Annotated in this window: 14 protein-coding genes; 10 read left to right on the top strand and 4 right to left on the bottom strand. The window is 67.5% G+C overall.

Annotation, left to right across the window (positions count from 1 at the left end; genetic code table 11):
* Positions 1-24: 24 nt before the first annotated feature.
* Positions 25-1,224, bottom strand: coding sequence for an MFS transporter (locus DSD28_RS18380; RefSeq protein ID WP_119257874.1), 1,200 nt, complete (start codon positions 1,222-1,224; stop codon positions 25-27).
* Positions 1,225-1,330: 106 nt separating this feature from the next.
* On the opposite strand from DSD28_RS18380, the gene DSD28_RS18375 reads away from it, so the two are divergent.
* The 6 genes from DSD28_RS18375 (at position 1,331) to DSD28_RS18350 (ending at position 6,473) form a co-directional block, all read left to right on the top strand.
* On the top strand, positions 1,331-2,152 hold the full coding sequence (locus tag DSD28_RS18375; protein ID WP_119257873.1) for an AraC family transcriptional regulator: 822 nt from the start codon (positions 1,331-1,333) through the stop codon (positions 2,150-2,152).
* A 107-nt stretch (positions 2,153-2,259) separates the two neighbouring features.
* On the top strand, positions 2,260-3,033 hold the full coding sequence (gene cobF / locus DSD28_RS18370; protein ID WP_119257872.1) for a precorrin-6A synthase (deacetylating): 774 nt from the start codon (positions 2,260-2,262) through the stop codon (positions 3,031-3,033).
* Positions 3,030-4,355 carry a precorrin-3B synthase gene (cobG, locus tag DSD28_RS18365; protein WP_119257871.1) on the top strand — a complete coding sequence of 442 codons (1,326 nt, stop codon included), beginning with the start codon at positions 3,030-3,032 and terminating at the stop codon, positions 4,353-4,355. The genes cobF and cobG overlap by 4 nt, the downstream gene beginning before the upstream one ends.
* On the top strand, positions 4,352-4,984 hold the full coding sequence (locus tag DSD28_RS18360) for a precorrin-8X methylmutase (RefSeq protein WP_119257870.1): 633 nt from the start codon (positions 4,352-4,354) through the stop codon (positions 4,982-4,984). The genes cobG and DSD28_RS18360 overlap by 4 nt, the downstream gene beginning before the upstream one ends.
* On the top strand, positions 4,981-5,712 hold the full coding sequence (locus DSD28_RS18355) for a precorrin-2 C(20)-methyltransferase (protein ID WP_119257869.1): 732 nt from the start codon (positions 4,981-4,983) through the stop codon (positions 5,710-5,712). Before DSD28_RS18360 ends, DSD28_RS18355 begins: the two co-directional genes overlap by 4 nt.
* On the top strand, positions 5,709-6,473 hold the full coding sequence (locus DSD28_RS18350; protein WP_119257868.1) for a precorrin-3B C(17)-methyltransferase: 765 nt from the start codon (positions 5,709-5,711) through the stop codon (positions 6,471-6,473). The genes DSD28_RS18355 and DSD28_RS18350 overlap by 4 nt, the downstream gene beginning before the upstream one ends.
* Here DSD28_RS18350 and DSD28_RS18345 read toward each other — a convergent pair.
* On the bottom strand, positions 6,437-7,207 hold the full coding sequence (locus tag DSD28_RS18345) for a cobalt-precorrin-6A reductase (protein ID WP_119257867.1): 771 nt from the start codon (positions 7,205-7,207) through the stop codon (positions 6,437-6,439). The two genes, DSD28_RS18350 and DSD28_RS18345, sit on opposite strands and share 37 nt — an antisense overlap.
* Here DSD28_RS18345 and cbiE point away from each other — a divergent pair.
* Together cbiE and cobM are read left to right on the top strand one after the other, a co-directional pair.
* Entirely contained in the window at positions 7,191-8,453 is a 1,263-nt protein-coding gene (gene cbiE, locus DSD28_RS18340; RefSeq protein ID WP_119257866.1) for a precorrin-6y C5,15-methyltransferase (decarboxylating) subunit CbiE, read from the top strand. The genes DSD28_RS18345 and cbiE overlap by 17 nt on opposite strands.
* Position 8,454: 1 nt before the next feature.
* Positions 8,455-9,216, top strand: a complete 762-nt coding sequence (gene cobM / locus DSD28_RS18335; protein WP_119257865.1) for a precorrin-4 C(11)-methyltransferase — start codon at positions 8,455-8,457, stop codon at positions 9,214-9,216.
* Between the two features lie 50 nt (positions 9,217-9,266).
* Here the strand turns inward: cobM and DSD28_RS18330 are convergent, their stop codons facing one another.
* The gene (locus DSD28_RS18330) at positions 9,267-10,124 is read right to left on the bottom strand and encodes a LysR substrate-binding domain-containing protein (protein WP_348627930.1); all 858 of its coding nucleotides are present in this window, start codon (positions 10,122-10,124) and stop codon (positions 9,267-9,269) included.
* A 75-nt stretch (positions 10,125-10,199) separates the two neighbouring features.
* On the opposite strand from DSD28_RS18330, the gene DSD28_RS18325 reads away from it, so the two are divergent.
* A complete protein-coding gene (locus DSD28_RS18325; protein WP_119257864.1) occupies positions 10,200-11,234 on the top strand; it encodes a YeiH family protein in 1,035 nt (344 codons plus the stop codon).
* Positions 11,235-11,240: 6 nt separating this feature from the next.
* On the opposite strand, the gene metH is transcribed toward DSD28_RS18325, so the two are convergent.
* Positions 11,241-15,035, bottom strand: a complete 3,795-nt coding sequence (gene metH, locus DSD28_RS18320; protein WP_119257863.1) for a methionine synthase — start codon at positions 15,033-15,035, stop codon at positions 11,241-11,243.
* A gap of 573 nt (positions 15,036-15,608) precedes the next feature.
* Between metH and DSD28_RS18315 the strand changes: the two genes are divergently transcribed.
* On the top strand, positions 15,609-24,101 hold the full coding sequence (locus tag DSD28_RS18315) for a GH36-type glycosyl hydrolase domain-containing protein (protein WP_119258012.1): 8,493 nt from the start codon (positions 15,609-15,611) through the stop codon (positions 24,099-24,101).
* Position 24,102 lies beyond the last annotated feature (1 nt).

Genomic DNA, 24,102 nt, shown 5'->3' with positions numbered 1-24,102 from the left:
GTTTTGTTTTGAGGTGGAGGGCCTTCAGTGCTTTGCCGGCAGGCGCGGCAGGAAGACCGTGAGGATGCCGAGCAGCGGCATGTAGGAGCAGACCTTGTAGACGAACTCGATGCCGTGGCTGTCGGCGACGCCGCCGAGCAGCGCCGCGCCGAGGCCGCCCGCGCCGAAGGCGAAGCCGAAGAAGATGCCGGCGATCATGCCGACGCGGCCCGGCACCAGTTCCTGCGCGAAGACGACGATGGCGGAGAAGGCCGAGGAGAAGATCAGGCCGATCAGCACCGTCAGGACGCCCGTCCAGAAGAGGTTCGCATAGGGCAGCATCAGCGCGAAGGGGATGACGCCGAGGATCGAGAACCAGATGACGAAGCGCGTGCCGAGCCGGTCGCCGATCGGGCCGCCCATGAAGACGCCGAGCGCGGAGGCGCCGAGGAAGAGGAACAGCATGAGCTGCGCCTGCTGCACGTCGAGGCCGAAGCGCTCGATCGTATAGAAGGTGAAGTAGCTGGAAATGCTGGCGAGATAGGCGTTCTTCGTCGTTGTCAGCAGCACAAGGACGGCGAGCGCCCAGGCGACCCTGCCGCGCGGCAGGGGCAGCTCGCGGCTGGCGGCGGGCCGGCCGGCGGCAAGGCGGCGCTCACCGGCATACCAGTTGCCGACCCAGGTGAGGATGACCATGCCGACAAGCGCGACGGCCGAGAACCAGGCGACGCTCGTCTGGCCGAAGGGCAGCACGATGAAGGCGGCGAGCAGCGGCCCCATTGCCGTGCCGGCATTGCCGCCGACCTGGAACATGGACTGCGCCAGGCCGTGCCGCCCGCCGGAGGCGAGGCGCGCAACGCGCGAGGATTCCGGGTGGAAGATCGCCGAGCCGAGGCCGATCAGGCAGGCGCCGAAGACGAGCACGGGGAAGGAATGGGCATAGGCGAGCATGATCAGCCCGACGAAGGTGCTGCCCATGCCGACCGGCAGCGAGAACGGCATCGGCCAGCGGTCCGTCACGATGCCGACGGCCGGCTGCAGCAGCGAGGCCGTGACCTGGAAGGCCATGGTGAGCAGGCCGATCTGCACGAAATCGAGCGCGTAGTTCTCCTTCAGCAGCGGATAGAGCGACGTCAGCAGCGACTGCATGATGTCGTTCAGCATGTGGCACGCGCTGACGGCGACGATGATGGAATAGGTGGTGGCGGCGGCGCTGCGCGGCGCCGCAGGAACGACAGTCGACATATTGGCCTCGAAATGATCCGCCAGATCGGCGATTTTTGCTGAAATACAAGGATTGCTTGCGGCCTGCTTTTGTGGTGAGGTCCATTTCTTACGCGAGTGGGCCAAAATGGAAAAACTCAACGCCGCGCGCCTCAGGGCGCTGGATGCCGACCACATCCGCAACCTCGCCCGCATGGAGCAATCCAACGAGGATATCCTCGTCCACAGTTCGGATATTCCGGGCGGTTATACCGTGCCGCGGCACCGCCACCGCCGCACGCAGTTCCTCTGCGTCTTTTCCGGCGTCGTGCTGGTTGCGACCGATCGCGGCCGCTGGATGATCCCGCCCGGCCATGCCCTCGTCATTCCGCGCGGGCTGGAGCATTCCGTCGAGATGTACAGCGATGTCAGCATGCGCTCGGTCTATATCTATTCGCCCGAGGGCCGTGCCGCCACGCTGGAGCCGACCGTGCTCGAGGTGACCGATCTTGCCCGCCAGCTCATCGCCGAAGTGGTGCGGCAGGGCGCGCCGGCGGAGGAGCGCGGGCGGGCGGAGCTGATCATGGCCCTGCTCCTCGACGAGATCGGCCGCCTGCCGGAGCGCCGGCTCGGCCTGCCCTTTCCGGCGAGCGGACGGCTGGCCGGCCTCTGCCGCGATTTCGTCGACCAGCCCTCGCCGGCGGCGAAGATCGACGACTGGGCACGGCGCCTCAACATGAGCCGGCGCACCTTCACCCGCTTCTTCCGGCAGGAAATGGGCGTCAGCTTCGTCACCTGGCGGCAACAGGCCTGTTTGTTCGCCTGCCTGCCGCGCCTTGCCGCCGGCGAGCCGGTGACGCGCGTCGCGCTCGATGCCGGCTACGAGAGCGTGCCGGCCTTCACCACCATGTTCCGCCGCATGCTGGGCACCTCGCCGCGCGCCTATCTTACGAGCCGCAAGGCGGCTTAGGCTTGCGACAATCGGGGACTGTTTTCCGGTGGCGTTTGGCGTTAGGAAGGGGTGCGGGACCCAGACCGGGCCGCACGCCGGGAGCGCCAGCCGCACGGGAGACGGATTTGAGGAAGATACTGGTCATCGGCATCGGCGCGGGCAATCCCGAGCACATGACCGTTCAGGCCATCAAGGCGCTGAACCGGGCCGATGTGCTGCTCATCCCCACCAAGGGTGCGGAAAAGGCCTATCTCGCCGAGGTGCGCCGCGAGATCTGCGACCGTTTCCTGGAAAATCCCGCCTGCCGCATCCTCGACTATCCCGTGCCGGTACGCCGCGCCGACGGCTCCTATGAGGACGGCGTCCATGACTGGCACCGCGCCATCGCCGCCATCTACGAGCGCACGCTGCTGGACGAGCTCGGCGAGGACCAGACGCTCGGTCTCCTCGTCTGGGGCGACCCGATGCTTTACGACAGCACGCTGCGTATCGTCGGGCATGTGCGCGACGCTGGCCGAGTCGCCTTCGAGACGGAGGTCGTTCCCGGCATCACCAGCATGCAGGCGCTTTGCGCCGGCCATGGCATCGCGCTCAACCGCATCGGCCTGCCCGTCGAGATCACCACCGGCCGCCGCCTTGCGGAAGGCTGGCCGGAATCCGCCCGCGATGCGCTCGTCATGCTCGACGGCGTGCAGGCCTTCCGCACGGTGACGGATCCGGAAGCGGAGATCTGGTGGGGCGCCTATCTCGGCACGTCGCACGAAATCCTGCTGTCCGGCAAGCTTGCCGATGTGGCCGAGGCCATCACCGAAACCCGGGCCAAAGCGCGCGAGGAGCACGGCTGGATCATGGACACCTACCTGATCCGCCGTCCGGCCGGCGAGGAGGAAGCCGCATGACGACCCCCGCAACGAGTGCCCTGCGCCGCGGCGCCTGCCCGTCGCTTTCCGCGCCGATGCAGACCGGCGACGGCCTCCTCGTGCGCCTGCGCCCCGCCGCCCCGGCGCTGGCGGCCGAAGACCTGCTCGCCCTTGCCGGTCTCGCCCGCGAGCACGGCAATGGCCTCATCGAGATCACTGCCCGCGGCAATCTCCAGCTTCGCGGCTTGACGGAAGCCTCGGTGCCGCGCCTTGCCGAAGGGCTTGCCGCCGCCGGCATCGTGCCGCAGACGGGCGTCGCCATCGAGGTCCCGCCACTGTCCGGCATCGATCCTTCCGAGATCGCCGATGCGGCGCCGTTCGCCGATGCGCTACGCAAAGCCATCGCCGCGGCCTCGCTCACGCTTGCGCCCAAGCTCGCTATCGTCGTCGATGGCGGCGGGGTGCTTTCCCTTGCCGACATGGTGGCCGATATCCGGCTCGATGCGCTTGCCGATGGTGCGGGATGGCGGCTTTCGGTCGGCGGCGACCGGCGGACGGCGCGGCCGGTCGCTGTGCTTCCGGCGGAGCGCGCCATCGCCGGCGCGATGGCGGTCGTCGCCGCCCTTGCCGCCATCGGCCCGGCCGCCCGAGGGCGCGACCTCGATGCCGCGGCGCTTGCCGCACAGTTCGGCACGGTTCCGGAAGCGACCTTCTCCGAGGTTCTTCCCAGCCACCCCTTCGGCATTCACCGCATTGGCGATGAAAGCCTGCTCGGCATCGCCCCCGCCTATGGTCAGATGCAGGCCGACAGGCTCGCCGCCCTCGTGCAGGGCTTTGCCGCCTGCGGCGCTTCCGAATTCCGCCTCGCGCCGCATCGGGCGCTTCTTGTGCGCGGGCTTTCCGGGGAGAGGCTGGCGGTCGCTCGGGCCTGTGCGGACCGCGAAGGCTTCTGGTGCGCGGAGACCGCGCCCGGCCGCTTCATCTCGATATGCGCCGGTGCCGCCGGCTGCGCCTCGGCGCGCTTCGATACCCGTGCCGCGGCCGATGCCGTGGTAGCGGAGGCGGGAGGCCTGCTGGACGGTTCTCTCGACGTGCACATTTCCGGCTGCCCGAAGGGCTGCGCCCATCCGGCGCGCGCCGCCGTCACGCTATGCGGCACGGCCGCCGGCGTCGGGCTGATCCTCGATGGGCGGGCGAGCGATGCGCCCGCCGCCACCCTGCCTGCCGGCGATCTCAAGCCGGCGATCCAGCGCATCGGCACCTTTTTGCGCGCGCGTCGCATGGAGGGCGAGACGGCGAAGAGCCTCATCGACCGCACCGCGCCCGCCGCCCTAATTTCCGCATATCAAGGCCAGCAATGACAGACTACGACTACATGAAGGATGGCACGGCCATCTATGAGAAATCCTTCGCGATCATCCGCGCCGAGGCCGATCTTTCGCGCTTCTCCGAGGCGGAATCGGACGTCGCCGTTCGCATGATCCATGCCGCCGGCCTTGTCGAGGCGGCGGCGCATTTCGTCTTCTCGCCCGATTTCGTGGGTTCGGCCCGCGCGGCGCTTCAGGCCGGCGCGCCGATCTTCTGCGATGCCGAAATGGTCGCCCGCGGCGTTACTGCCGCCCGCCTGCCGGCAAACAATGACGTGATCTGCACGCTGCGCGATCTGCGCACGCCGGAGATCGCCCGGGAAATCGGCAATACCCGCTCGGCCGCCGCCATCCGCCTCTGGCTGGAGCGCATGGCCGGTTCGGTCGTCGCTATCGGCAATGCACCGACGGCCCTCTTCTACCTGCTCGAACTCCTGCGCGACGGCGCGCCGAAGCCGGCGGCGATCCTCGGCATGCCGGTCGGCTTCGTCGGCGCGGCGGAATCGAAGGAGGCGCTGGCGGAAAATTCCTATGGCGTGCCCTTCGCCATCGTGCGCGGCCGCCTCGGCGGCAGCGCCATGACAGCGGCCGCGCTCAATGCGCTGGCAAGGCCGGGAGTATGACCATGACGGGAAAACTCTACGGCGTAGGCACAGGCCCGGGCGATCCGGAACTTCTGACGCTGAAGGCCGTGCGCGCCATTGGCGAGGCGGATGTGCTGGCCTGGTTCGCCAAGGCCGGCGGCACCGGCAACGGGCGCGCCATCGTCGAAGGTCTGCTCAAGCCAGGCATGGTGGAGCTGCCGCTCCATTATCCGGTGACGGTCGAGATCGACAAGGAGCACGAGGATTACAAGAGCCGGATCGCGGCCTTCTACGATGCCTCTGCCGCCGCCGTCGCCGAGCATCTTGCCGCCGGCCGCACGGTCGCGATCCTGTCCGAAGGCGACCCGATGTTCTACGGCTCCTACATGCACCTGCATGTGCGCCTCGCCGGCCGCTTCCCGACGGAGGTCATTCCCGGCATCACCGCGATGTCCGGCTGCTGGTCGCTCTCCGGCCTGCCGATCGTGCAGGGCGACGACGTGCTTTCCGTCCTGCCGGGCACGATGGGCGAGGAGCAGCTGTCGCGCCGTCTCGGGGATACCGAGGCCGCCGTCATCATGAAGGTCGGCCGCAACCTGCCGAAGATCCGCCGGGCGCTTTCGAGTGCCGGCCGGCTCGGCGAGGCGGTCTATGTCGAGCGCGGCACCACGCCGGCCGGAAAATCCATGCGGCTTTCGGAAAAGCTCGACGATACCGCGCCCTATTTCTCGCTGGTGCTCGTGCCCGGCTGGAGCGGCCGCCCATGACCGGCAGGCTGTATGTGATCGGCACCGGTCCCGGCAATCCGGACCAGATGACGCCGGAAGCGCTTCGCGCGGTCGAGGCCTCGACGGAGTTCTTCGGCTACTTTCCCTATATCGACCGGCTGAACCTCCGGCCGGACCAGATCAAGGTCGCTTCCGACAACCGTGAGGAGCTGAACCGCGCCGAAGCGGCGCTGGCTCGGGCGGCGGCGGGCGTCAATGTCTGCGTCGTCTCGGGCGGCGATCCCGGCGTCTTCGCCATGGCGGCGGCGGTCTGCGAGGCCATCGATGCAGGGCCGGAGGAATGGAAGTCCGTCGATCTCGTCGTGGTGCCGGGTGTCACGGCCATGCTGGCGGTCGCCGCGCGCATCGGCGCGCCGCTCGGCCATGATTTCTGCGCCATCTCGCTTTCGGATAACTTGAAACCCTGGGAAATCATCGAGAAGCGGTTGCGGATGGTCGCCGAGGCCGGCCTCGTCATCGCGCTCTACAATCCGATCAGCAAGGCGCGGCCCTGGCAGCTCGGCAAGGCCTTCGAGATATTGAGAGGGGTCCTGCCGGCGCAAACGCCCGTCATTTTCGGCCGCGCGGCGGGCCGGCCGGACGAGCGCATGCTGGTCATGCCGCTTGGAGAAGCAGAGGCGGAACGTGCGGACATGGCGACCTGCGTCGTCATCGGCTCGCCGGAGACCCGCATCATCGCCCGGCCCGGCCTGCCTGACCTCGTCTATACGCCGCGCTTCCTGAAGGCACCGAGCAGATGATCGGCAAGCCGCAATGCCTCTTCGACCGTTCCGGCTTGATGGCCATCGCCCTCTGCCGCCCGCTCGACCAGAATGACGGGCAGGCGGAGGATGCGCGCGGCGACGATCTTGCCGTAGGTGGCATCGCCGCCGGAATTCTTGCTGACGACCATCTCGATGCGGCGTTCGCGCAGCAATTCCACTTCCGCCTCGATGGGGAAGGGCCCTCGGGCGAGCAGGTATTCGACATGGGGCGCATCGAGCGGCGGATCGACCGGATCGACGCTGCGCACGAGATAATGGTGCTGCGGCGCGGCGTCGAAGGCCTTCGCCTCCTGCCGGCCGATGGCGAGGAAGACGCGGTGCGGCTCCGGGCCCAGCGCCGCCACGGCCTCGGGGATCGAGGCGACGCGCTCCCAGCGGTCGCCTTCCGTCTCCTCCCAGCCAAGGCGCTCCAGCCGCAGCAGGGGAATGCCGGTGGCTTCGCTTGCGGCGCGGGCATTGGCGGAGATCTGCCTTGCGAAGGGATGGGTTGCGTCGATGAGGAGATCGATGGCCTCGCCGCGAAGATAGGTGGCAAGCCCCTCGGCGCCGCCGAAGCCGCCGCTGCGCACCGGCACCGGTTGCGGCGCGGGGTCGAGAGTGCGGCCGGCGAGCGACAGCGTGACGGCAAGATCGGTCCTTCCGGCGAGCCGGGCCGCAAGGTCGCGCGCTTCGGCCGTGCCGCCCAGAATGAGGATGCGTCTCTTGTCCACGCCTGATCCAGCTCCCTTGCCCGCCCCGTGGCTCACCATCGTCGGCATCGGCGAGAATGGTCTAGCCGGTCTCGGCGACGAGGCCAAGGCCGCCATCACGGGTGCCGAACTGGTCTTCGGCGGCGCGCGGCATCTGGAGCTTGCCGATGCGGCGATCCGCGGCGAGCGGCATGCCTGGCTTAGCCCCTTCGAGCGCTCCGTCGAGGCGGTGCTGGCGGCGCGGGGGCGGCCCGTCGCGGTGCTCGCCTCGGGCGATCCCTTCTTCCATGGCGTCGGCGTCACCCTTTGCCGGCGCATCGCGCGGGCGGAAATGCGTGTCTTCCCCGCCCCCTCCTCCTTCAGCCTCGCCGCATCGCGCCTGGGCTGGGCGCTGCAGGATACGGTCTGCGTCTCCCTGCATGGCCGCCCCATCGATCTCATACGCCCGCATCTCCATCCCGGCAGCGGCATCCTTGCTTTGACCTCGGACAGCGATGGCCCGGCTGATCTCGCGGTCCTGCTGGCCGAGAGCGGCTTCGGCGCTTCGCGACTGACCGTGCTGGAAGCCCTCGGCGGCACGCGGGAACGGGTCAGCAGCCACCGGGCCGACCGTTTTGCCCTTGCGGATGCGGACATGCTGAATGTCTGCGCCGTGGAGGTCGTGGCCGGCGAGGAGGCGCGGATTCTCCCCTATACGCCGGGCCTGGACGACGGCCTTTTCGAGCATGATGGCCAGATCACCAAGCGGGAGGTCCGGGCCCTGACGCTTTCGGCGCTCGCGCCCCGGCACGGCGAGCTTTTGTGGGATATCGGCGCGGGCTCGGGCTCGATCGGCATCGAGTGGATGCTGACCGCCCCCTCGCTCCGGGCGATCGCCATCGAAGGTCATCCGGAGCGCGCCGCCCGCATCCGCCGCAATGCGCGAGGCTTCGGCGTGCCGGGGCTTTCCGTCGTGGAAGGCACCGCGCCCGGGGCACTGGCCGGGCTTGCCGCGCCCGACGCCATCTTCATCGGCGGCGGCGGCAGCGAGGCGGGGGTGATGGAGGCGGCGCTTGCCGGCCTGAAACCCGGCGGGCGGCTCGTCGCCAATGCGGTGACGACGGAAATGGAAGCCGTGCTTCTCGCCCATCATGCCCGGCTCGGCGGGTCGCTCATCCGCATCGACATCGCGCGAGCCGCGCCTGTCGGGCAGATGACCGGCTGGCGGCCGGCCATGCCGGTGACGCAATGGCGCTGGGTGAAGCCGGCTCAACAAACTGGGGAATGACATGACCGTTCACTTCATCGGCGCCGGCCCGGGGGCCGCCGATCTCATCACCGTTCGCGGCCGCGATCTCATCGGCAGATGCCCGGTCTGCCTTTATGCCGGCTCCATCGTTTCGCCGGAGCTGCTGCAATATTGCCCGCCGGGCGCGCGCATCGTCGATACGGCGCCGCTGTCGCTCGACGAGATCGAGGCGGAATATGTCCGCGCCGCCGAAGCGGGCGAGGACGTGGCGCGGCTGCATTCCGGCGATCTCTCCGTCTGGAGCGCCGTCGCCGAGCAGATCCGCCGGCTGGAGAAACATGGGCTCGCCTATACGATGACGCCGGGTGTGCCCTCCTTCGCCGCCGCCGCCGCCGCGCTCGGGCGCGAGCTGACCATCCCGGCTGTCGCGCAGAGCCTCGTGCTTACCCGGGTTTCCGGCCGCGCCTCGCCCATGCCGAACGGCGAGACGCTGGAAGGGTTCGGTGCGACGGGGGCGACGCTCGCCATCCATCTCGCCATCCATGCGCTCGACAGGGTGGTGGAAGAGCTGACGCCGCTCTATGGCGCCGATTGCCCGGTCGCCATCGTCGTCAAGGCCTCCTGGCCGGACGAGCGCGTCGTGCGCGGCACGCTTGCCGATATCGCGGCAAAAGTGGCGGAAGAGCCCATCGAGCGCACGGCGCTGATCTTCGTCGGCCGGACGCTCGCGGCGGAGGATTTTCGCGAGAGCGCGCTCTACGATCCCGGCTATCAGCGCCGTTTCCGCGGCAGGGGCGACTAGAGTATTTCCGCTTTTCCTCGAAGCGACGCAATTCCGGGTGTAAAACTGCTTTAAAGCAGCTTTTCGAAGGCGAGGGCGGCCTTGGAGCGGTAGCGCTCCTTGTGCCGCAGCAGGCGGAAGGCGCGCTCGGGCAGGTCGAACGCGACCAGCGCGAGCCGGCCGGCGGCAAGGTCGTCCCGCACCACATATTCCGAGACGGCCGTCAGGGCGTTGCCGGCCAGCACGGCGCTGCGCACCGCCTCGTTGGAGGGCAGCGACAGCGCGATATCCAGCGCCGTCTCGTCGAGAGCCGAGGTCAGCGCGCCCCGCGTGCCGGAGCCGGGTTCGCGCAGGATCCAGCGGGCCTGTGTCAGTTCGTCCGGCGTGACCGGCCGGCCGGCGAGGGAATGGCCCGGGGGCGCAACGACGAGCACCCGGTCGCGGGCGACGATGCGCTGCGACAATGCGGGGTGATCGACCTCGCCCTCCACGATGCCCAGCTCCGCCCGCCCCTCCAGAACGGCTTCGGCCGCCTGCTCCGTATTGCCGCCCACCATGCGGATGTCGATCGCCGGATAGGTCTCGTGGAAGCGGATGAGGAGCGGCGGCAGCCAGTAACCGCCCACCGTCTGGCTGGCGGCGATGGCGAGCGTGCCGCGCTTCAGGCCGCCGATCTCGGTGAGGAAAAGGTCCGCGCTCGTCGCGCGCGCCAGCGTCGCCCGCGCCTCGGGCAGGAAGGCAAGGCCCGCCTCCGTCAGCTCGATCCGCCGGCCCGTACGGTGGAAAAGGGCGATGCCGTAGCGCTCCTCCAGGACGCGGATCGCCGAGCTCACCGCGGACGGTGTGAGGTGCAGCGTCTCGGCAGCCCGGGTAAGGTGCTCGCGCTCCGCCACGGCGGTGAAGATGCGAAGTTGTTCCAATGTCATCATCGTTCGATCCAATCGAATGAAATATCAGATATTTGCCGATGGATCGAATGGTTTTTCAAGCGCATTGATCTGCGCATGGAAAAAACACCCAAAAAACATCCGATCCTTGGAATTCGCGCTTTGGCGCCGGGCGTGCTTCTCTCGGCGTTGGTCTCCGGCCTCGCGCTCGCCGCCGAACGCGCGGAACTCAGGCTGACGGGCGGCGCGTGGATCGAGGCTCTGGTGCTGGCGATCCTCATCGGTTCGCTCGTGCGCCTCCTTCTGCGCCGGCCGGAGGCCTTCGATCCCGGCATCGCCTTCTCGGCCAAGTATTTCCTGGAGGTCGCCATCGTGCTGCTCGGCGCCGGCGTCAGCGCGGCGGCGATCGCCGGCATGGGCCTGCCGCTGATCGCCGCCATCGCGGCGGTGGTTGCGACGGTCCTGGTCGCCAGCTACGGGATCGGCCGGGGGCTCGGGCTTTCGCGCCGTGTCGCGCTGCTGGTCGCCTGCGGCAATTCCATCTGCGGTAATTCCGCCATCGCCGCGACCGCGCCGGTCATCCATGCGGATGCGGAGGACGTCGCCTCCTCCATCGCCTTCACGGCGGTGCTCGGCATGGTGACGGTGCTGCTGCTGCCGGCGCTGGTGCCGCTGCTCGGCCTGTCGGCGACGGGCTACGGGGTGATGGCGGGCATGACGGTCTATGCGGTGCCGCAGGTACTGGCCGCCACCGCCCCGGTCTCGGCCCTCAGCATCCAGATCGGCACCTTCGTCAAGCTGATGCGCGTGCTGATGCTCGGCCCGGTCGTCTTCGTGCTGTCGCTCGTCTCGGGCAAGGCGGGCGGGCGCCGGCCGGCGCTGCACCGGCTGGTGCCGTGGTTCATCCTCGGCTTCCTCGCCATGCTTTTCGCGCGCAGCTTCGGTCTCATCGATGCGGGGCTCGCCGGGACCATGAGCAGGGCGGCCACCGTGCTGACCATCCTCTCCATGGCCGCGCTCGGCCTCGGCATCGACCTGAAGCGCGTCCTGCGCGCCGGGCCGCGGGTGACGGTGGCGGTCGTGCTTTCGCTCGGCCTGCTGGTCGTCGCCAGCTATGCCATGGTGCTGCTGCTCAACCTTGCGACGGCCTGAGAGGTCTCAGGCCGCGTCTTCCCGCACGGTCGTCGGCACGTAGTTGAGCACGGGGCCGAGCCAGCGCTCGACATCGCCGACCGCCATGCCCTTGCGACGCGCATAGTCCTCCACCTGGTCGCGCTCCACCTTGGCGACGCCGAAATAATAGCTTTCGGGCGAGGCGATGTAGAGGCCGGAGACGGAGGAGCCCGGCCACATGGCATAGCTTTCCGTCAGCTCGACGCCGATCTCCTTCTCCGCGTCGAGCAGGCGGAAGAGCGTCGTCTTCTCCGTGTGGTCCGGCTGGGCGGGATAGCCCGGCGCGGGGCGGATGCCGGCATAGGGCTCGCCGATCAGGTCGGTGGGCGAGAAGGTCTCGTCCGGCGCATAGCCCCACAGTTCCTTGCGGACATATTCGTGCATGCGCTCGGCGAAGGCTTCGGCGAAGCGGTCGGCCAGCGCCTTGACGAGGATCGAGTTGTAGTCGTCGTTCGCCCGCTCGAAGCGCTCGGCGATGGCGATCTCGCCGATGCCGGCCGTCACGACGAAGCCGCCGAGATAGTCCTTGCGGCCGCTGTCGACGGGCGCGACGAAGTCGGAGAGCGCCACGTTCGGCCGGCCGTCCCGCTTGGAGAGCTGCTGGCGGAGCGTGAAGAAGGTGGCGAGGTCCTTGTCGCGCGCCTCGTCGGTGAAGAGCCGGATATCGTCGCCGACGGTGCCGGCCGGCCAGAAGCCGACGACGGCCTTCGGCGTGAACCATTTTTCCGCGATGATCTGGTTCAGCATCGCCTGCGCGTCGGCAAAGAGCTGGCGGGCCACCTCGCCGTGCTTTTCGTCCTCGAAAATCCGGGGATAGACGCCCTTCAGCTCCCAGGTCTGGAAGAAGGGCGTCCAGTCGATGTAGCGGGCGAGCTCGGCAAGGTCCCAGTCCTGGAAGACGCGGGTGCCGAGGAAGGACGGCGTTTTCGGTTCATAGGCCGACCAGTCGGCCTTGAAGGCGTTGTCGCGGGCCCTTGCGATGGGAAGGCGCTGCTTTTCCGCCTCGCTGCGCGCATGGGCGTCGGCGACCTTGCGGTATTCGGCCTTCAGGGTGTCGACATAGCCGGGCTTCATCTCCGCCGACAGCAGGCTGCCGACGACGCCGACGGCGCGGCTGGCATCGGTGACATAGACGGCCTGGCCGCGCTCGTAGCGCGGGTGGATCTTGACGGCCGTGTGCACGCGGCTCGTCGTCGCCCCGCCGATGAGGAGGGGAATGTCGAAGCCTTCGCGCTCCATCTCGGCGGCGACATGGGCCATCTCGTCGAGCGAGGGGGTGATGAGGCCGGAAAGGCCGATGATGTCGACCTTCTCTGCCTTCGCCGTCTCGAGGATCTTCGTCGCCGGCACCATGACGCCGAGGTCGATGATCTCGTAGTTGTTGCAGGCGAGCACGACGCCGACGATGTTCTTGCCGATATCGTGCACGTCGCCCTTGACGGTCGCCATCAGGATCTTGCCGGCGCTCTGGCGTTCGTCGCCGCCGCCGCCATTGGCGAGCTTCTCGGCTTCCATGTAGGGCAGCAGCACGGCGACGGCCTGCTTCATCACGCGGGCGGACTTCACCACCTGCGGCAGGAACATCTTGCCCGCGCCGAAAAGGTCGCCGACGACGTTCATGCCGGCCATCAGCGGGCCTTCGATGACGTGGAGCGGGCGCTCGGCCTTCTGCCGCGCCTCTTCCGTGTCCTCTTCCACGAATTCGGTGATGCCGTTGACGAGGGCGTGCTCCAGCCGTTTCTCCACCGGCCATTCGCGCCAGGCGAGATCGCGCTCCTTGGCTTCCTTGCCGCCCGCACCCTTGAAGCGCTCGGCGATCTCCAGCATGCGCTCGGTGGCGGTGCCGCCGGTCTTGGGCACGCGGTTCAGCACCACGTCCTCGCAGGCCTCGCGCAGCTCGGGCTCGATCGTGTCGTAGACGGCGAGCTGACCGGCATTGACGATGCCCATGTCCATGCCCGCCTGGATGGCGTGGTAGAGGAACACGGCGTGCATCGCCTCGCGCACCGGCTCGTTGCCGCGGAAGGAGAAGGAGAGGTTCGAGACGCCGCCGGAAATGTGGACATGCGGCAGCGTCGCGGTGATCTCGGCGGTCGCCTCGATGAAGTCGACGCCGTAATTGTCGTGCTCCTCGATGCCGGTGGCGACGGCGAAGATGTTGGGGTCGAAGACGATGTCCTCCGGGGCGAGGCCCGCGACTTCGGTCAGCAGCTTGTAGGCGCGGGTGCAGATCTCCACCTTGCGCGCCTTGGTGTCGGCCTGGCCTTTCTCGTCGAAGGCCATGACGACCACGGCGGCGCCATAGGCGCGCACGAGCTTGGCATAGCGCAGGAAGGCTTCCTCGCCTTCCTTCAGCGAGATCGAGTTGACCAGCGGCTTGCCCTGAACGCATTTCAGGCCCGCCTCGATGATCTCCCACTTGGACGAGTCGATCATCACGGGAACGCGGGCGATGTCCGGCTCGGCGGCGATGAGATTGAGGTATTCCACCATCGCCTTCTGGGAATCGATGAGGCCTTCGTCCATGTTGATGTCGATGATCTGCGCGCCGTTGGCCACCTGGTCGCGGGCGACGTCGAGGGCTGCCGCATAGTCGCCGGCGGTGATCAGCTTGCGGAATTTCGCCGAGCCCGTGACGTTGGTGCGCTCGCCGACATTCACGAAGGGAATGGCCTCCGTCAGCGTGAACGGCTCGAGGCCGGACAGGCGCATATGGCGCGGGATATCCGGGATCTGGCGCGGCTTGTGGCGCGCGGCGGCTTGCGCGATGGCGCGGATATGGGCGGGCGTCGAGCCGCAGCAGCCGCCGACGATGTTGACCAGGCCGTCGCGCATGAAGCCTTCGATCTGTTCGGCCATTTCCTCCGGCGTCTCGTCGTACTTGCCGAAGGCGTTGGGCAGGCCGGCATTCGGATAGGCGCAGACGAAGGTCTCGGCGACCGAGGAAATCTCGGAGAGATGCGCGCGCATGGCATTGGCGCCCAGCGCGCAGTTGAGGCCGATGGAGAAGGGCGTTGCGTGACGCACCGAGTTCCAGAAGGCCTCCGGCGTCTGGCCGGACAGCGTGCGGCCGGAAAGGTCGGTGATCGTGCCCGAGATCATGACCGGCAGATGGATGCCCTTTTCCTCGAAGACCTCGCGGGTGGCGAAGATCGCGGCCTTGGCGTTCAGCGTGTCGAAGATGGTCTCGATGAGGATGATGTCGGCGCCGCCGTCGATGAGGCCGCGCACCTGCTCGGCATAGGCGGTGCGCAGGTCGTCGAAGGTGACGGCGCGGTAGCCGGGATTGTTGACGTCCGGCGAGATGGAGGCGGTGCGGTTCGTCGGGCCGAGCGCGCCGGCGACGAAGCGGCGACGGCCGTCCTTCTGCTCGGCGCGCAGGCCCGCGCGGCGGGCAAGGCGCGCGCCGTCGCGGTTCAGCTCATAGACCATGTCCTGCATGCCGTAATCGGCCTGGGCGATGGTGGTGGAGGAGAAGGTGTTGGTCTCGAGGATGTCCGCGCCGGCCAGCGCGTAGCGGTAATGGATGTCCTCGATGGCGGCCGGCTGCGTCAGCGTCAGGAGGTCGTTGTTGCCCTGCTGGTGACAGGCACAGTCGCCGAAACGGTCGCCGCGGAAGTCCTCTTCCACGAGCTTGAGCGTCTGAATCTCCGTGCCCATGGCGCCGTCGAGCACGAGTATGCGCTCCTGCGCGGCAGCCTTGAGCGCGGCCAGGACTTCGCTGCCGTCGCGCGGCGGCTGTTCGGGGCCGAACAGGGTGTCCAGGTGGGAATTGGCCATGGGAGCCCTCCGGTACTGACAAATCGTATGTTGGAGATCACATAAAGATATCTTTATGTCAATATGTGTTCATTCGCGCAGATCGATTCAACGCCCGGCGGAAGGAGCCGCCAAGGGGTTGTTCATGGCAATACCCGGATCGGCGTTTCGTTGCGAGCGCTATTGCAGGCGGACTGCCCCAAGGTTGCCGGAAAGGGCGGTTGTAATGCCCCACAGGAACTTTTCGCGCGGTTGCGCGTTGCGCTTCGCCAGTATCCTGTCTTCCCTCGCGTCAAACGAGGGGCGCAGGGATTCACCAAAACCGCAGATGAGGGTCCATGCTGCGCCATCCGGTCCTGTTGACATGTTGCAAGTCTCTGTCCTTACGGCTAAAAAATGCCGTTTTCATGCACCACGCGGCCAGGATGCCAATCAGCGTGTCGCCTGAGCCAGTTCCATCCGTGAAGCGCCCCGAGGGCGCCGCCCGGTGTCATGGCTGATCGCGGCGCCGAGACGAAGCCTGTCCGCGACAAACCCTCCGGCGCCAAGGCCGCCGCCGGTTGGCTCACCATGGCCGGATCCAGAATCAGAAACATGCCCCTTCACAATACGCCGCAAGCCCCGCGTGATGCCGATGCCAAGCACATCGACTACAACGATTCCATCCGCGCCACCTATCTGACGCTGGAGGAGCTGGCCGAGTGCGGCGAAGCGCTTGCGCGCGACAGGACGGCGGCCCTGCCCGGCTACCAGCCCTTCGAGTTCCGCCCGCGGCACAAGGAGAACGAGAAGGAAATCTTCCGCGTCTACCAGGCGACCGCACGGGACGTGGAGGCCGGTGCGCAGATCACACCCGCGGCCGAATGGCTGCTCGACAACTATTACGTCATCGAGGAAGCGATCCAGGAGGTCCGGCGCGACTTTCCCCGCCGCTTCTTCCGGCAACTGCCGACCATCGAGATCGACGGCAGGCCGGTTCCCCGCACGCTGGCCATCGCCTGGCTCTATGTCGCCCATACCCATAGCGGCGTGTCGGTGGAAAGCCTGACGGCCTTCGTGCAGGGCTTCCAGAAGCTCGATGCGCTGAAGATCGGTGAACTCTGGGCGCTGCCCTCCTTCATCCGCTTCGTGCTGCTCGAGAATCTGCGGCGTATTTCCAGCCGCGTCGAGCGCTCGCGCAAGATGCGCTTCAAGGCGAACGAGGTGGCCGACGAGCTGATCCGCCTCAACGATCCGGAAAAGTGCATCGCCTATCTCGGCTCGCTGGAGAGCTTCGTCGAGGACAATACCTTCGTCATTCAGCTTCTCTATCGCCTGCGCGACGGCCTTCAGGCCTCCGGCGCGGTCATCCAATGGCTGGAGCGCAGGATCGAGAGCCGCGGCAGCGACCTCGAAGAGCTGATCGTCGCGGAGAACAACCGCCTGTCCTCCGGCAACGTGACGATGAGCTCGCTCATCAAGAGCCTGCGCACGGTGGACGACACCGAATGGCCGGTCTGGTTCGAGAGCGTCAGCCGCCTCGACGAGGCGCTGCGCCAGAGTTCGGACTACAGCGACCTCGATTTCGGCTCGCGCAACAAGTACCGCAACACGATCGAGCGTTTCGCCCGCCGCTCCGGCAAGACGGAACTGGAGGTCACCGAGACCGCCATCGCCATGACGGCCGAGGACGCGGCCGCCCATGGGGACGATCCCGACTACGAGGCCAATGTCGGCGCCTTCCTCGTCGGCAAGAAGCGCAAGCTCCTCGAAAAGCGCATCGGCTACCGCCCCTCGCTCGTCCAGCGCATCGTGCGCCTGACGCGCAAGCTCGACTGGCTCGCCATCGCCGGCCCGAACATCATCCTCACGCTGCTGGCGATGATCGCGGTCTACTATTTCCTCGACCAGCTCGACATTCCGAACGGCGCATGGCTGATCATGCTCGTCCTCTTCGCGCTGCCGGCCTCGGAAGGCGCGACGGGTCTCTTCAACACGCTCGTCACCTTCTTCGTCACGCCCTCGCGGCTCGTCGGCTACGAGTTCAAGGACGGCATTCCCGAGGATGCGCGCACGCTGCTCGTCGTGCCCTGTCTGATCTCCAAGCGCGACCATGTGGACGAGCTGGTGCGCAACCTGGAAGTCCACTATCTGGCCAATCCGCGCGGCGAAATCTATTTCGCGCTGGTCAGCGACTGGGCCGACAGCCAGAGCGAGGAGACGCCGGCCGATCTCGACGTCCTGGAATACGCCAAGCGCGAGATCGCCACGCTCTCGGCCCGCTATGCCTATGACGGGCGCACGCGCTTCTATCTGCTGCACCGCCGCCGCCTCTACAATCCTTCCGAAGGGGCGTGGATGGGCTGGGAGCGCAAGCGCGGCAAGCTGCACGAGTTGAACCTTCTGCTGCGCGGCGACGGCGACACGACCTTCCTGCCGGGCGCCAATGTCGTTCCGGCCGACGTCAAATATGTCATGACGCTCGATTCCGACACGCGCCTGATGCGCGATGCCGTGACCAAGCTCGTCGGCAAGATGCACCACCCGATCAACCGCCCGGTCATCGACGAGGCGACGGGCGAGATCGTCGCCGGCTATTCCATCCTCCAGCCGCGCGTCACGCCCTCGCTGACGACGGGCAAGGAAGCCTCCACCTTCCAGCGTATCTTCTCGGCCGACCGAGGCGTCGACCCTTACGTCTTCACCGTTTCCGACGTCTACCAGGACCTTGCCGGCGAAGGCACCTTCACGGGCAAGGGCCTCTACCATGTCGACGCCTTCGAGGCGGCGGTGAAGGGGCGGATCGGCGAGAACGCCGTTCTCAGCCACGACCTGCTCGAAGGTTCGCTCTCGCGCTGCGCGCTGGTGACGGACGTGGAGCTCGTCGAGGACTTCCCGACGCGCTACGGCGTCGAGACCTCGCGCCAGCATCGCTGGGCGCGCGGCGACTGGCAGCTGCTGCCCTATCTCTTCGGCCCGTCGAGCGGCATTCCCATGCTCGGCCGCTGGAAGATGTACGACAATCTGCGCCGCAGCCTCATTCCCATCGGCTGGCTCGTCGCCTCCGTCATGGGCTGGTACTACATGGAGCCACGCCAGGCGCTGATCTGGCAGCTCGTGCTGATCTTCCTGCTCTTCGTCGCGCCGACGCTCTCGCTCATCTCGGGCATCATGCCGCGCCGCAGCGACATCGTCGCGCGCGCCCATGTGCACCGCGTCTTTTCCGATATCCGCGCGGCCAATGCGCAGGTCGCCTTGCGCATCGTCTTCATTGCCCATTCGGCGGCGCTGATGGCGGACGCCATCGTGCGCTCGCTCTACCGCACCTTCATCAGCGGCAAGCTGATGCTGGAATGGCGCACGGCCGCGCAGGCCGACAGCGGCGCGCGCGGCGGCATCCTCGCCCATTACAAGTCCATGTGGCAGGCGCCGGCGCTCGCGGTGTTCTCCGTCGCGCTCGCCATGATCTCCAAGACGGGCCTGCCCTTCATCGGCGTTCCCTTCGCGCTCGTCTGGATGCTCTCGCCGATGATCGCCTGGTCCGTCAGCCAGACGGCGGAGACGGAGGACCAGCTTGTCGTTTCCGACCATGTCGCGACCGAGCTGCGCAAGATCGCGCGGCGCACCTGGCGCTATTTCGAGACCTTCGTCACCGCCGAGCAGCATTTCCTGCCGCCGGACAATTTCCAGGAAATACCGCAGCCGGTTCTGGCCGAGCGCACCTCGCCGACCAATATCGGCGTCTACCTGCTCTCGGTCATCTCGGCGCGCGATTTCGGCTGGCTGAGTTTCGAGGAGACCGTGCGCCGCCTCGAGCAGACCGTCGCCACCATCGACGGCATGCCGAAATACCGCGGCCACCTCTACAACTGGTACCGCACCAATACGCTGGAAACGCTCGGGCCGCGCTATGTCTCGGCGGTCGACAGCGGCAACCTTGCCGGCCATCTCATCGCCATCTCCTCCATGTGCCGCGAATGGGCCGAAGCCCCGTCGGCGCATCTCCAAGGCAGCCTCGACGGCATCGGCGACGTCGCCGCGATTCTTTCCGAAACGCTCAAGCAGCTTCCGGACGACCGCAAGACCGTGCGCCCGCTGCGCCGCCTCATCGAGGAGCGTATCGAGGGCTTCCACAACGCGCTCGCCGCCGTCAAGCGCGAGCACGAATTCGCCTCGATCCGCGTCATCAATCTTTCGGTGCTGGCGCGCGACGTCAACAAGCTGATCGTCAATCTCGACCACGAGATCAAGTCGCCGCAGAGCGCGGAGGTCGTGCACTGGGCGGGCGCGCTGGTCTCGACCTGCGAGGCGCATATCGCCGACAGCGTCTTCGACCTCGGGAGCATCGAGGCGCTGCGCGACCGGCTGGCCGTGCTGCGCGACCGGGCGCGCGACATCGCCTTCTCGATGGATTTCGGCTTCCTCTTCCGCCAGGAACGGCGCCTCCTTTCCATCGGCTACCGCGTCGAGACGAACGAGCTGGACGAGGCCTGCTACGACCTGCTTGCCTCCGAGGCGCGCCTGACGAGTCTCTTCGCCATCGCTAAGGGCGACCTGCCGACCGAGCACTGGTACAAGCTCGGCCGCCCGGTCGTTCCGGTCGGCTCGCGCGGCGCGCTCGTCTCCTGGTCGGGCTCGATGTTCGAATACCTGATGCCGCCGCTCGTCATGCAGGAGCGCCAGGGCGGCATCCTCAACCAGACGAACAATCTGGTGGTCGTCGAGCAGATGAACCACGGCCGCCGCCTCGGCACGCCCTGGGGCATCTCGGAAGCGGCCTTCAACGCCCGCGACCACGAGCTGACCTACCAGTACACCAATTTCGGCGTGCCGACGCTTGGCCTCAAGCGCGGCCTTGGCCAGAACGCCGTGATCGCGCCCTATGCGTCGCTCCTCGCCACGCAATATGCGCCCAAGGCGGCGCTGGAGAACCTCGAGCGCCTGCGCAAGCTCGGCGCGCTCGGCGTCTACGGCTTCCATGACGCCGTTGACTTCACCCCGACGCGCGTGCCGGAAGGCAAGACCTGCGCGGTGGTGAGGAACTACATGGCGCACCATCACGGCATGTCGATCGCCGCCGTCGCCAATGTCGTCTTCAACGGCGTGCTGCGCGAGCGCTTCCATTCGGACCCCGTCATCGAGGCCGCCGAACTGCTGCTGCAGGAAAAGGCGCCGCGCGACATCCCGGTCATCAACGCCAAGCGTGAGCCGGAAACCGTCGGCAGCACGCAGGCCGACCTGCTGCGCCCGGAAATCCGCATCTTCAAGGATCCGATCTCCCGCGAGCGTGAGACCGTGTTCCTGTCGAACGGCCATTACTCCGTCATGCTCACGGCGACCGGCGCGGGCTATTCGCGCTGGAACGGCCAGTCCGTCACCCGCTGGAAGCCCGACCCGACGGAAGACCGCTGGGGCTCCTTCCTCTTCCTGCGCGACATGGCGACGAACGAATGGTGGTCCGCCACCGCCGAGCCCCGGCGCATCGAGGGCGAGGTGACGAAGACCCAGTTCGGCGACGACAAGGCGGAGTTCATCAAGACCGTCGGCACGCTGACCAGCGAGGTCGAGTGCATCGTCGCCACCGAGCACGATGCCGAAGGCCGCCGCCTGACGCTGCTCAATACGGGCACGGAGGACCGCTTCATCGAGGTGACCTCCTATATGGAGCCCGTCATCGCGACGGACGACGCCGACAACGCCCATCCGCTCTTCTCGAAGATGTTCGTGCGCACCGAGATCGGCAAGCGCGGCGACGTCATCCGCGCGGAGCGTCAGAAGCGCAATCCGAACGAGCCGGACATGGCGATCGCCCATCTCATCGTCGACAATGCCGGCCCCTCGCGCCGCACGGAGATCGAGACGGACCGCCGCCGCTTCATCGGCCGCGGGCGCTCGCTGCCGACTGCCGCCGCCTTCGACGCCGGCGCTCAGCTCTCGGGCACGGACGGCTTCACGCTCGATCCGATCCTGGCGCTGCGCCGCGTGGTGCGCGTTCCGGCCGGCAAGAAGGTCAAGGTCATCTTCTGGACCATCGCCGCGCCGAGCCGCGCCGAGGTGGATGCCGCCATCGACCGCTATCGCCATCCGGATGCCTTCAACCACGAGATGATCCATGCCTGGACGCGCTCGCAGGTGCATATGCGCCATGTCGGCGTCACCTCGCAGGAGGCGGCGAGCTTCCAGATGCTCGGTAAGTACCTGACCTATCCGGACATGCATCTGCGGGCCGATACCGGCACGATCGAGACGGGGCTCAAGGCGCAGTCGGCGCTCTGGCCGCTGGCGATTTCCGGTGACTTCCCGATCTTCATCGTACGCATCAACGACGAGATCGACCTTGATGTCGCCCGCGGGGCGTTGCGCGCGCAGGAATATCTGCGCCACCGCGGCGTCACCGCCGACCTCGTGATCCTCAACGAGCGCGCTGCCTCCTATGCGCAGGACATGCAGCACACGCTCGACCAGATGTGCGAGGCGCTGCGCATGCGCGGCCAGTCGGATGGCGTGCGCCAGCATGTCTTCACGGTGCGCCGCGACCTGATGGAGGTCTCCACCTGGCAGGCGCTGCTGGCGACGGCCCGCGCCGTCTTCCACGCCCGCAACGGCACGCTTTCCGACCAGATCGCCCGCACCGTCTCGCTCTTCTCGACGCCGCGCGGTGAGGAGGAGGCAAAGGCGGATGCGGATGCAATCGTGCCGAAGCTTCCGGTGCCGGAAGGCGAGCCCGTTGCCATCGATGGCGAGGGCCTTTCCTTCTGGAACGGCTTCGGCGGGTTCAACGTCGACCGGCGCGAATATGCCGTGCGCCTGCGCGGCGGCGAGGCGACGCCGCAGCCGTGGATCAACGTCATCTCCAACCGCGAATTCGGCTTCCACGTCTCGGCGGAAGGCGCCGGCTTCACCTGGAGCCGCAATTCGCGCGACTTCCAGCTCACGCCCTGGACAAACGACCCGGTCATCAACCGCCCCGGCGAGGCCTTTTATGTGCGGGACCGCGACCGCGACACCGTGATGACGCCCTTCGCCGCCCTTTCGCGCAAGCGGACGGTGAAGTTCGAGACTTGGCACGGCCTCGGCTACACGGCCTTCCGCAGCTGGGAGGACGGCATCGAGCTCGATCTCGTCCAGACGGTCGATCCCGAGGACCCGGTGAAATATTCGCGCCTCGTCGTGAAGAACACCGGCGAGACGGCGCGCAGCCTCACGGTCTACGGCTATGTCGAATGGGTGCTCGGCAACAATTCCGCCAAGACGGCGCCCTTCGTCGTGACGAGCCATGACGAGGAAAGCGGAGCGCTCCTTGCGACCAATCCCTACAGCCTCGAATTCTCCGGCCGGACCAGCTTCTTCGGCGTCAATGCGCCGGTCGCGGGCTTCACGGCGCGGCGGCGCGATTTCATCGGCCGCACCGGCGATATCGTGCTTCCCTCGGCCGTCGCGGCGGGGCAGCCGCTTTCCGGCAGTGTCGACGGCATTGGCGACCCCTGCGCGGCGCTCGCCGTCGACATCACGCTGAAGCCCGGCGAGAAGCGCGAGCTCCTCTTCATGCTCGGCGACACCGCCGATGCGGAGAGCGCCCGCGCGCTGGCCGGCAAGAGCCGGGCGGCGGATTTCGATACGGTCATGGCGTCGGTCCGCTCCTTCTGGGAGCGCTTCACCGGCACGCTTCAGGTCAAGACGCCCGATGCGGCGCTCGACCGGATGGTCAATGACTGGCTGCCCTATCAGGCGCTCGGCTGCCGCATCATGGCACGCACCGCCTTCTACCAGGCGAGCGGCGCCTATGGCTTCCGCGACCAGCTGCAGGATACGCTCGCCTTCATCATGCATCACCCGGAGCTGGCCCGCACGCAGATCCTCAACGCGGCGGCCCGCCAGTTCGTCGAAGGCGACGTGCAGCACTGGTGGCTGCCCGATACCGGCGCCGGCGTGCGCACGATGATCTCCGACGACGTCGTCTGGCTCGCCCATGCGGTGGAGTATTATTGCCGGGTGACCGGCGACCGCGGGCTGCTCGACGAAAGGCTCGCCTTCATCGAGGGCCAGCAGCTCGCTGAGGGGCAGCACGATGCCTTCTTCAAGCCCGACCGCTCGTCGGAAGAGGCCTCGCTCTATGACCATTGCGCCCACGCGCTCGATCTCGCGCTCCGGCGCACCGGCGAGAACGGCCTGCCGCTGATCCTCGGCGGCGACTGGAACGACGGCATGAACCGCGTCGGCGAGGATGGGCGCGGCACGAGCGTCTGGCTCGGCTGGCTTCTCGCCGGTACCCTGCGCGGCTTCCTGCCGATCGCCCGCGAACGGGACGATCACGGCCGCGCCGAAATCTGGGAAGGCCATCTCGGCCGGCTGAAGGAAGCGCTCGAAACGGCGGGCTGGGACGGCGGCTACTACCGACGCGGCTATTACGACGACGGGACGCCGCTCGGCTCGGCGACAAGTGCCGAGTGCCGCATCGATTCCATCGCCCAGAGCTGGAGCGTGCTCTCCGGCGAGGGCGAGCCCGCGCGCTCGCGGCAGGCGATGGACGCCGTCATGGCCGAACTCGTCGACAAGGAAAACGGCATCATCCGCCTGTTCACGCCGCCCTTTGCCGAAACCCCGCAGGATCCGGGCTATATCAAGGCCTATCCGCCGGGCGTGCGCGAAAACGGCGGCCAGTATACCCATGCGGCGACCTGGGTCGTCCTGGCGCTGGCGCGCCAGGGGAGGGGCGACGACGCCTATGCCTGCTTCGATCTCCTCAACCCGGTCGGGCATGCCCTCGACCCGGAGGCGGCCGAACGCTACCGCGTCGAGCCCTATGTCGTGGCCGCCGACGTCTACGGTGTCGGCGAGCGCACCGGGCGGGGCGGCTGGAGCTGGTACACGGGCTCGGCCGGGTGGCTCTACCGGGCGGCCGTCGAGGGCATTCTCGGCATCCGCAAGGAAGGCGGCCGTCTCTTCGTCGATCCGGTGCTTCCGGCGGCGTGGAACGGCTACAGCGCCACCCTCACGCTCGACGGACGGAAGCTTTCGATCCGCGTCGATCGCGGCGAGGACGGTGGATGGCAGGCAACCGTGAACGGCACTGTCATCAAATCTTCAAACGAGGGCTATTTGCTCTGAT

The organism is Shinella zoogloeoides, from assembly GCF_003574625.1.
Classification (GTDB): domain Bacteria; phylum Pseudomonadota; class Alphaproteobacteria; order Rhizobiales; family Rhizobiaceae; genus Shinella; species Shinella zoogloeoides_A.
This window is presented reverse-complemented; position numbering and strand designations above follow the sequence as displayed.

Coding starts and splice junctions, on each gene's coding strand:
- DSD28_RS18380 (WP_119257874.1), bottom strand. CDS start 1,224: ATGTCGACTGTCGTTCCTGCGGCGCCGCGCAGCGCCGCCGCCACCACC.
- DSD28_RS18375 (WP_119257873.1), top strand. CDS start 1,331: ATGGAAAAACTCAACGCCGCGCGCCTCAGGGCGCTGGATGCCGACCAC.
- cobG (WP_119257871.1), top strand. CDS start 3,030: ATGACGACCCCCGCAACGAGTGCCCTGCGCCGCGGCGCCTGCCCGTCG.
- DSD28_RS18360 (WP_119257870.1), top strand. CDS start 4,352: ATGACAGACTACGACTACATGAAGGATGGCACGGCCATCTATGAGAAA.
- DSD28_RS18355 (WP_119257869.1), top strand. CDS start 4,981: ATGACCATGACGGGAAAACTCTACGGCGTAGGCACAGGCCCGGGCGAT.
- DSD28_RS18350 (WP_119257868.1), top strand. CDS start 5,709: ATGACCGGCAGGCTGTATGTGATCGGCACCGGTCCCGGCAATCCGGAC.
- cbiE (WP_119257866.1), top strand. CDS start 7,191: ATGCGTCTCTTGTCCACGCCTGATCCAGCTCCCTTGCCCGCCCCGTGG.
- cobM (WP_119257865.1), top strand. CDS start 8,455: ATGACCGTTCACTTCATCGGCGCCGGCCCGGGGGCCGCCGATCTCATC.
- DSD28_RS18330 (WP_348627930.1), bottom strand. CDS start 10,124: ATGATGACATTGGAACAACTTCGCATCTTCACCGCCGTGGCGGAGCGC.
- DSD28_RS18325 (WP_119257864.1), top strand. CDS start 10,200: ATGGAAAAAACACCCAAAAAACATCCGATCCTTGGAATTCGCGCTTTG.
- metH (WP_119257863.1), bottom strand. CDS start 15,035: ATGGCCAATTCCCACCTGGACACCCTGTTCGGCCCCGAACAGCCGCCG.
- DSD28_RS18315 (WP_119258012.1), top strand. CDS start 15,609: ATGCCCCTTCACAATACGCCGCAAGCCCCGCGTGATGCCGATGCCAAG.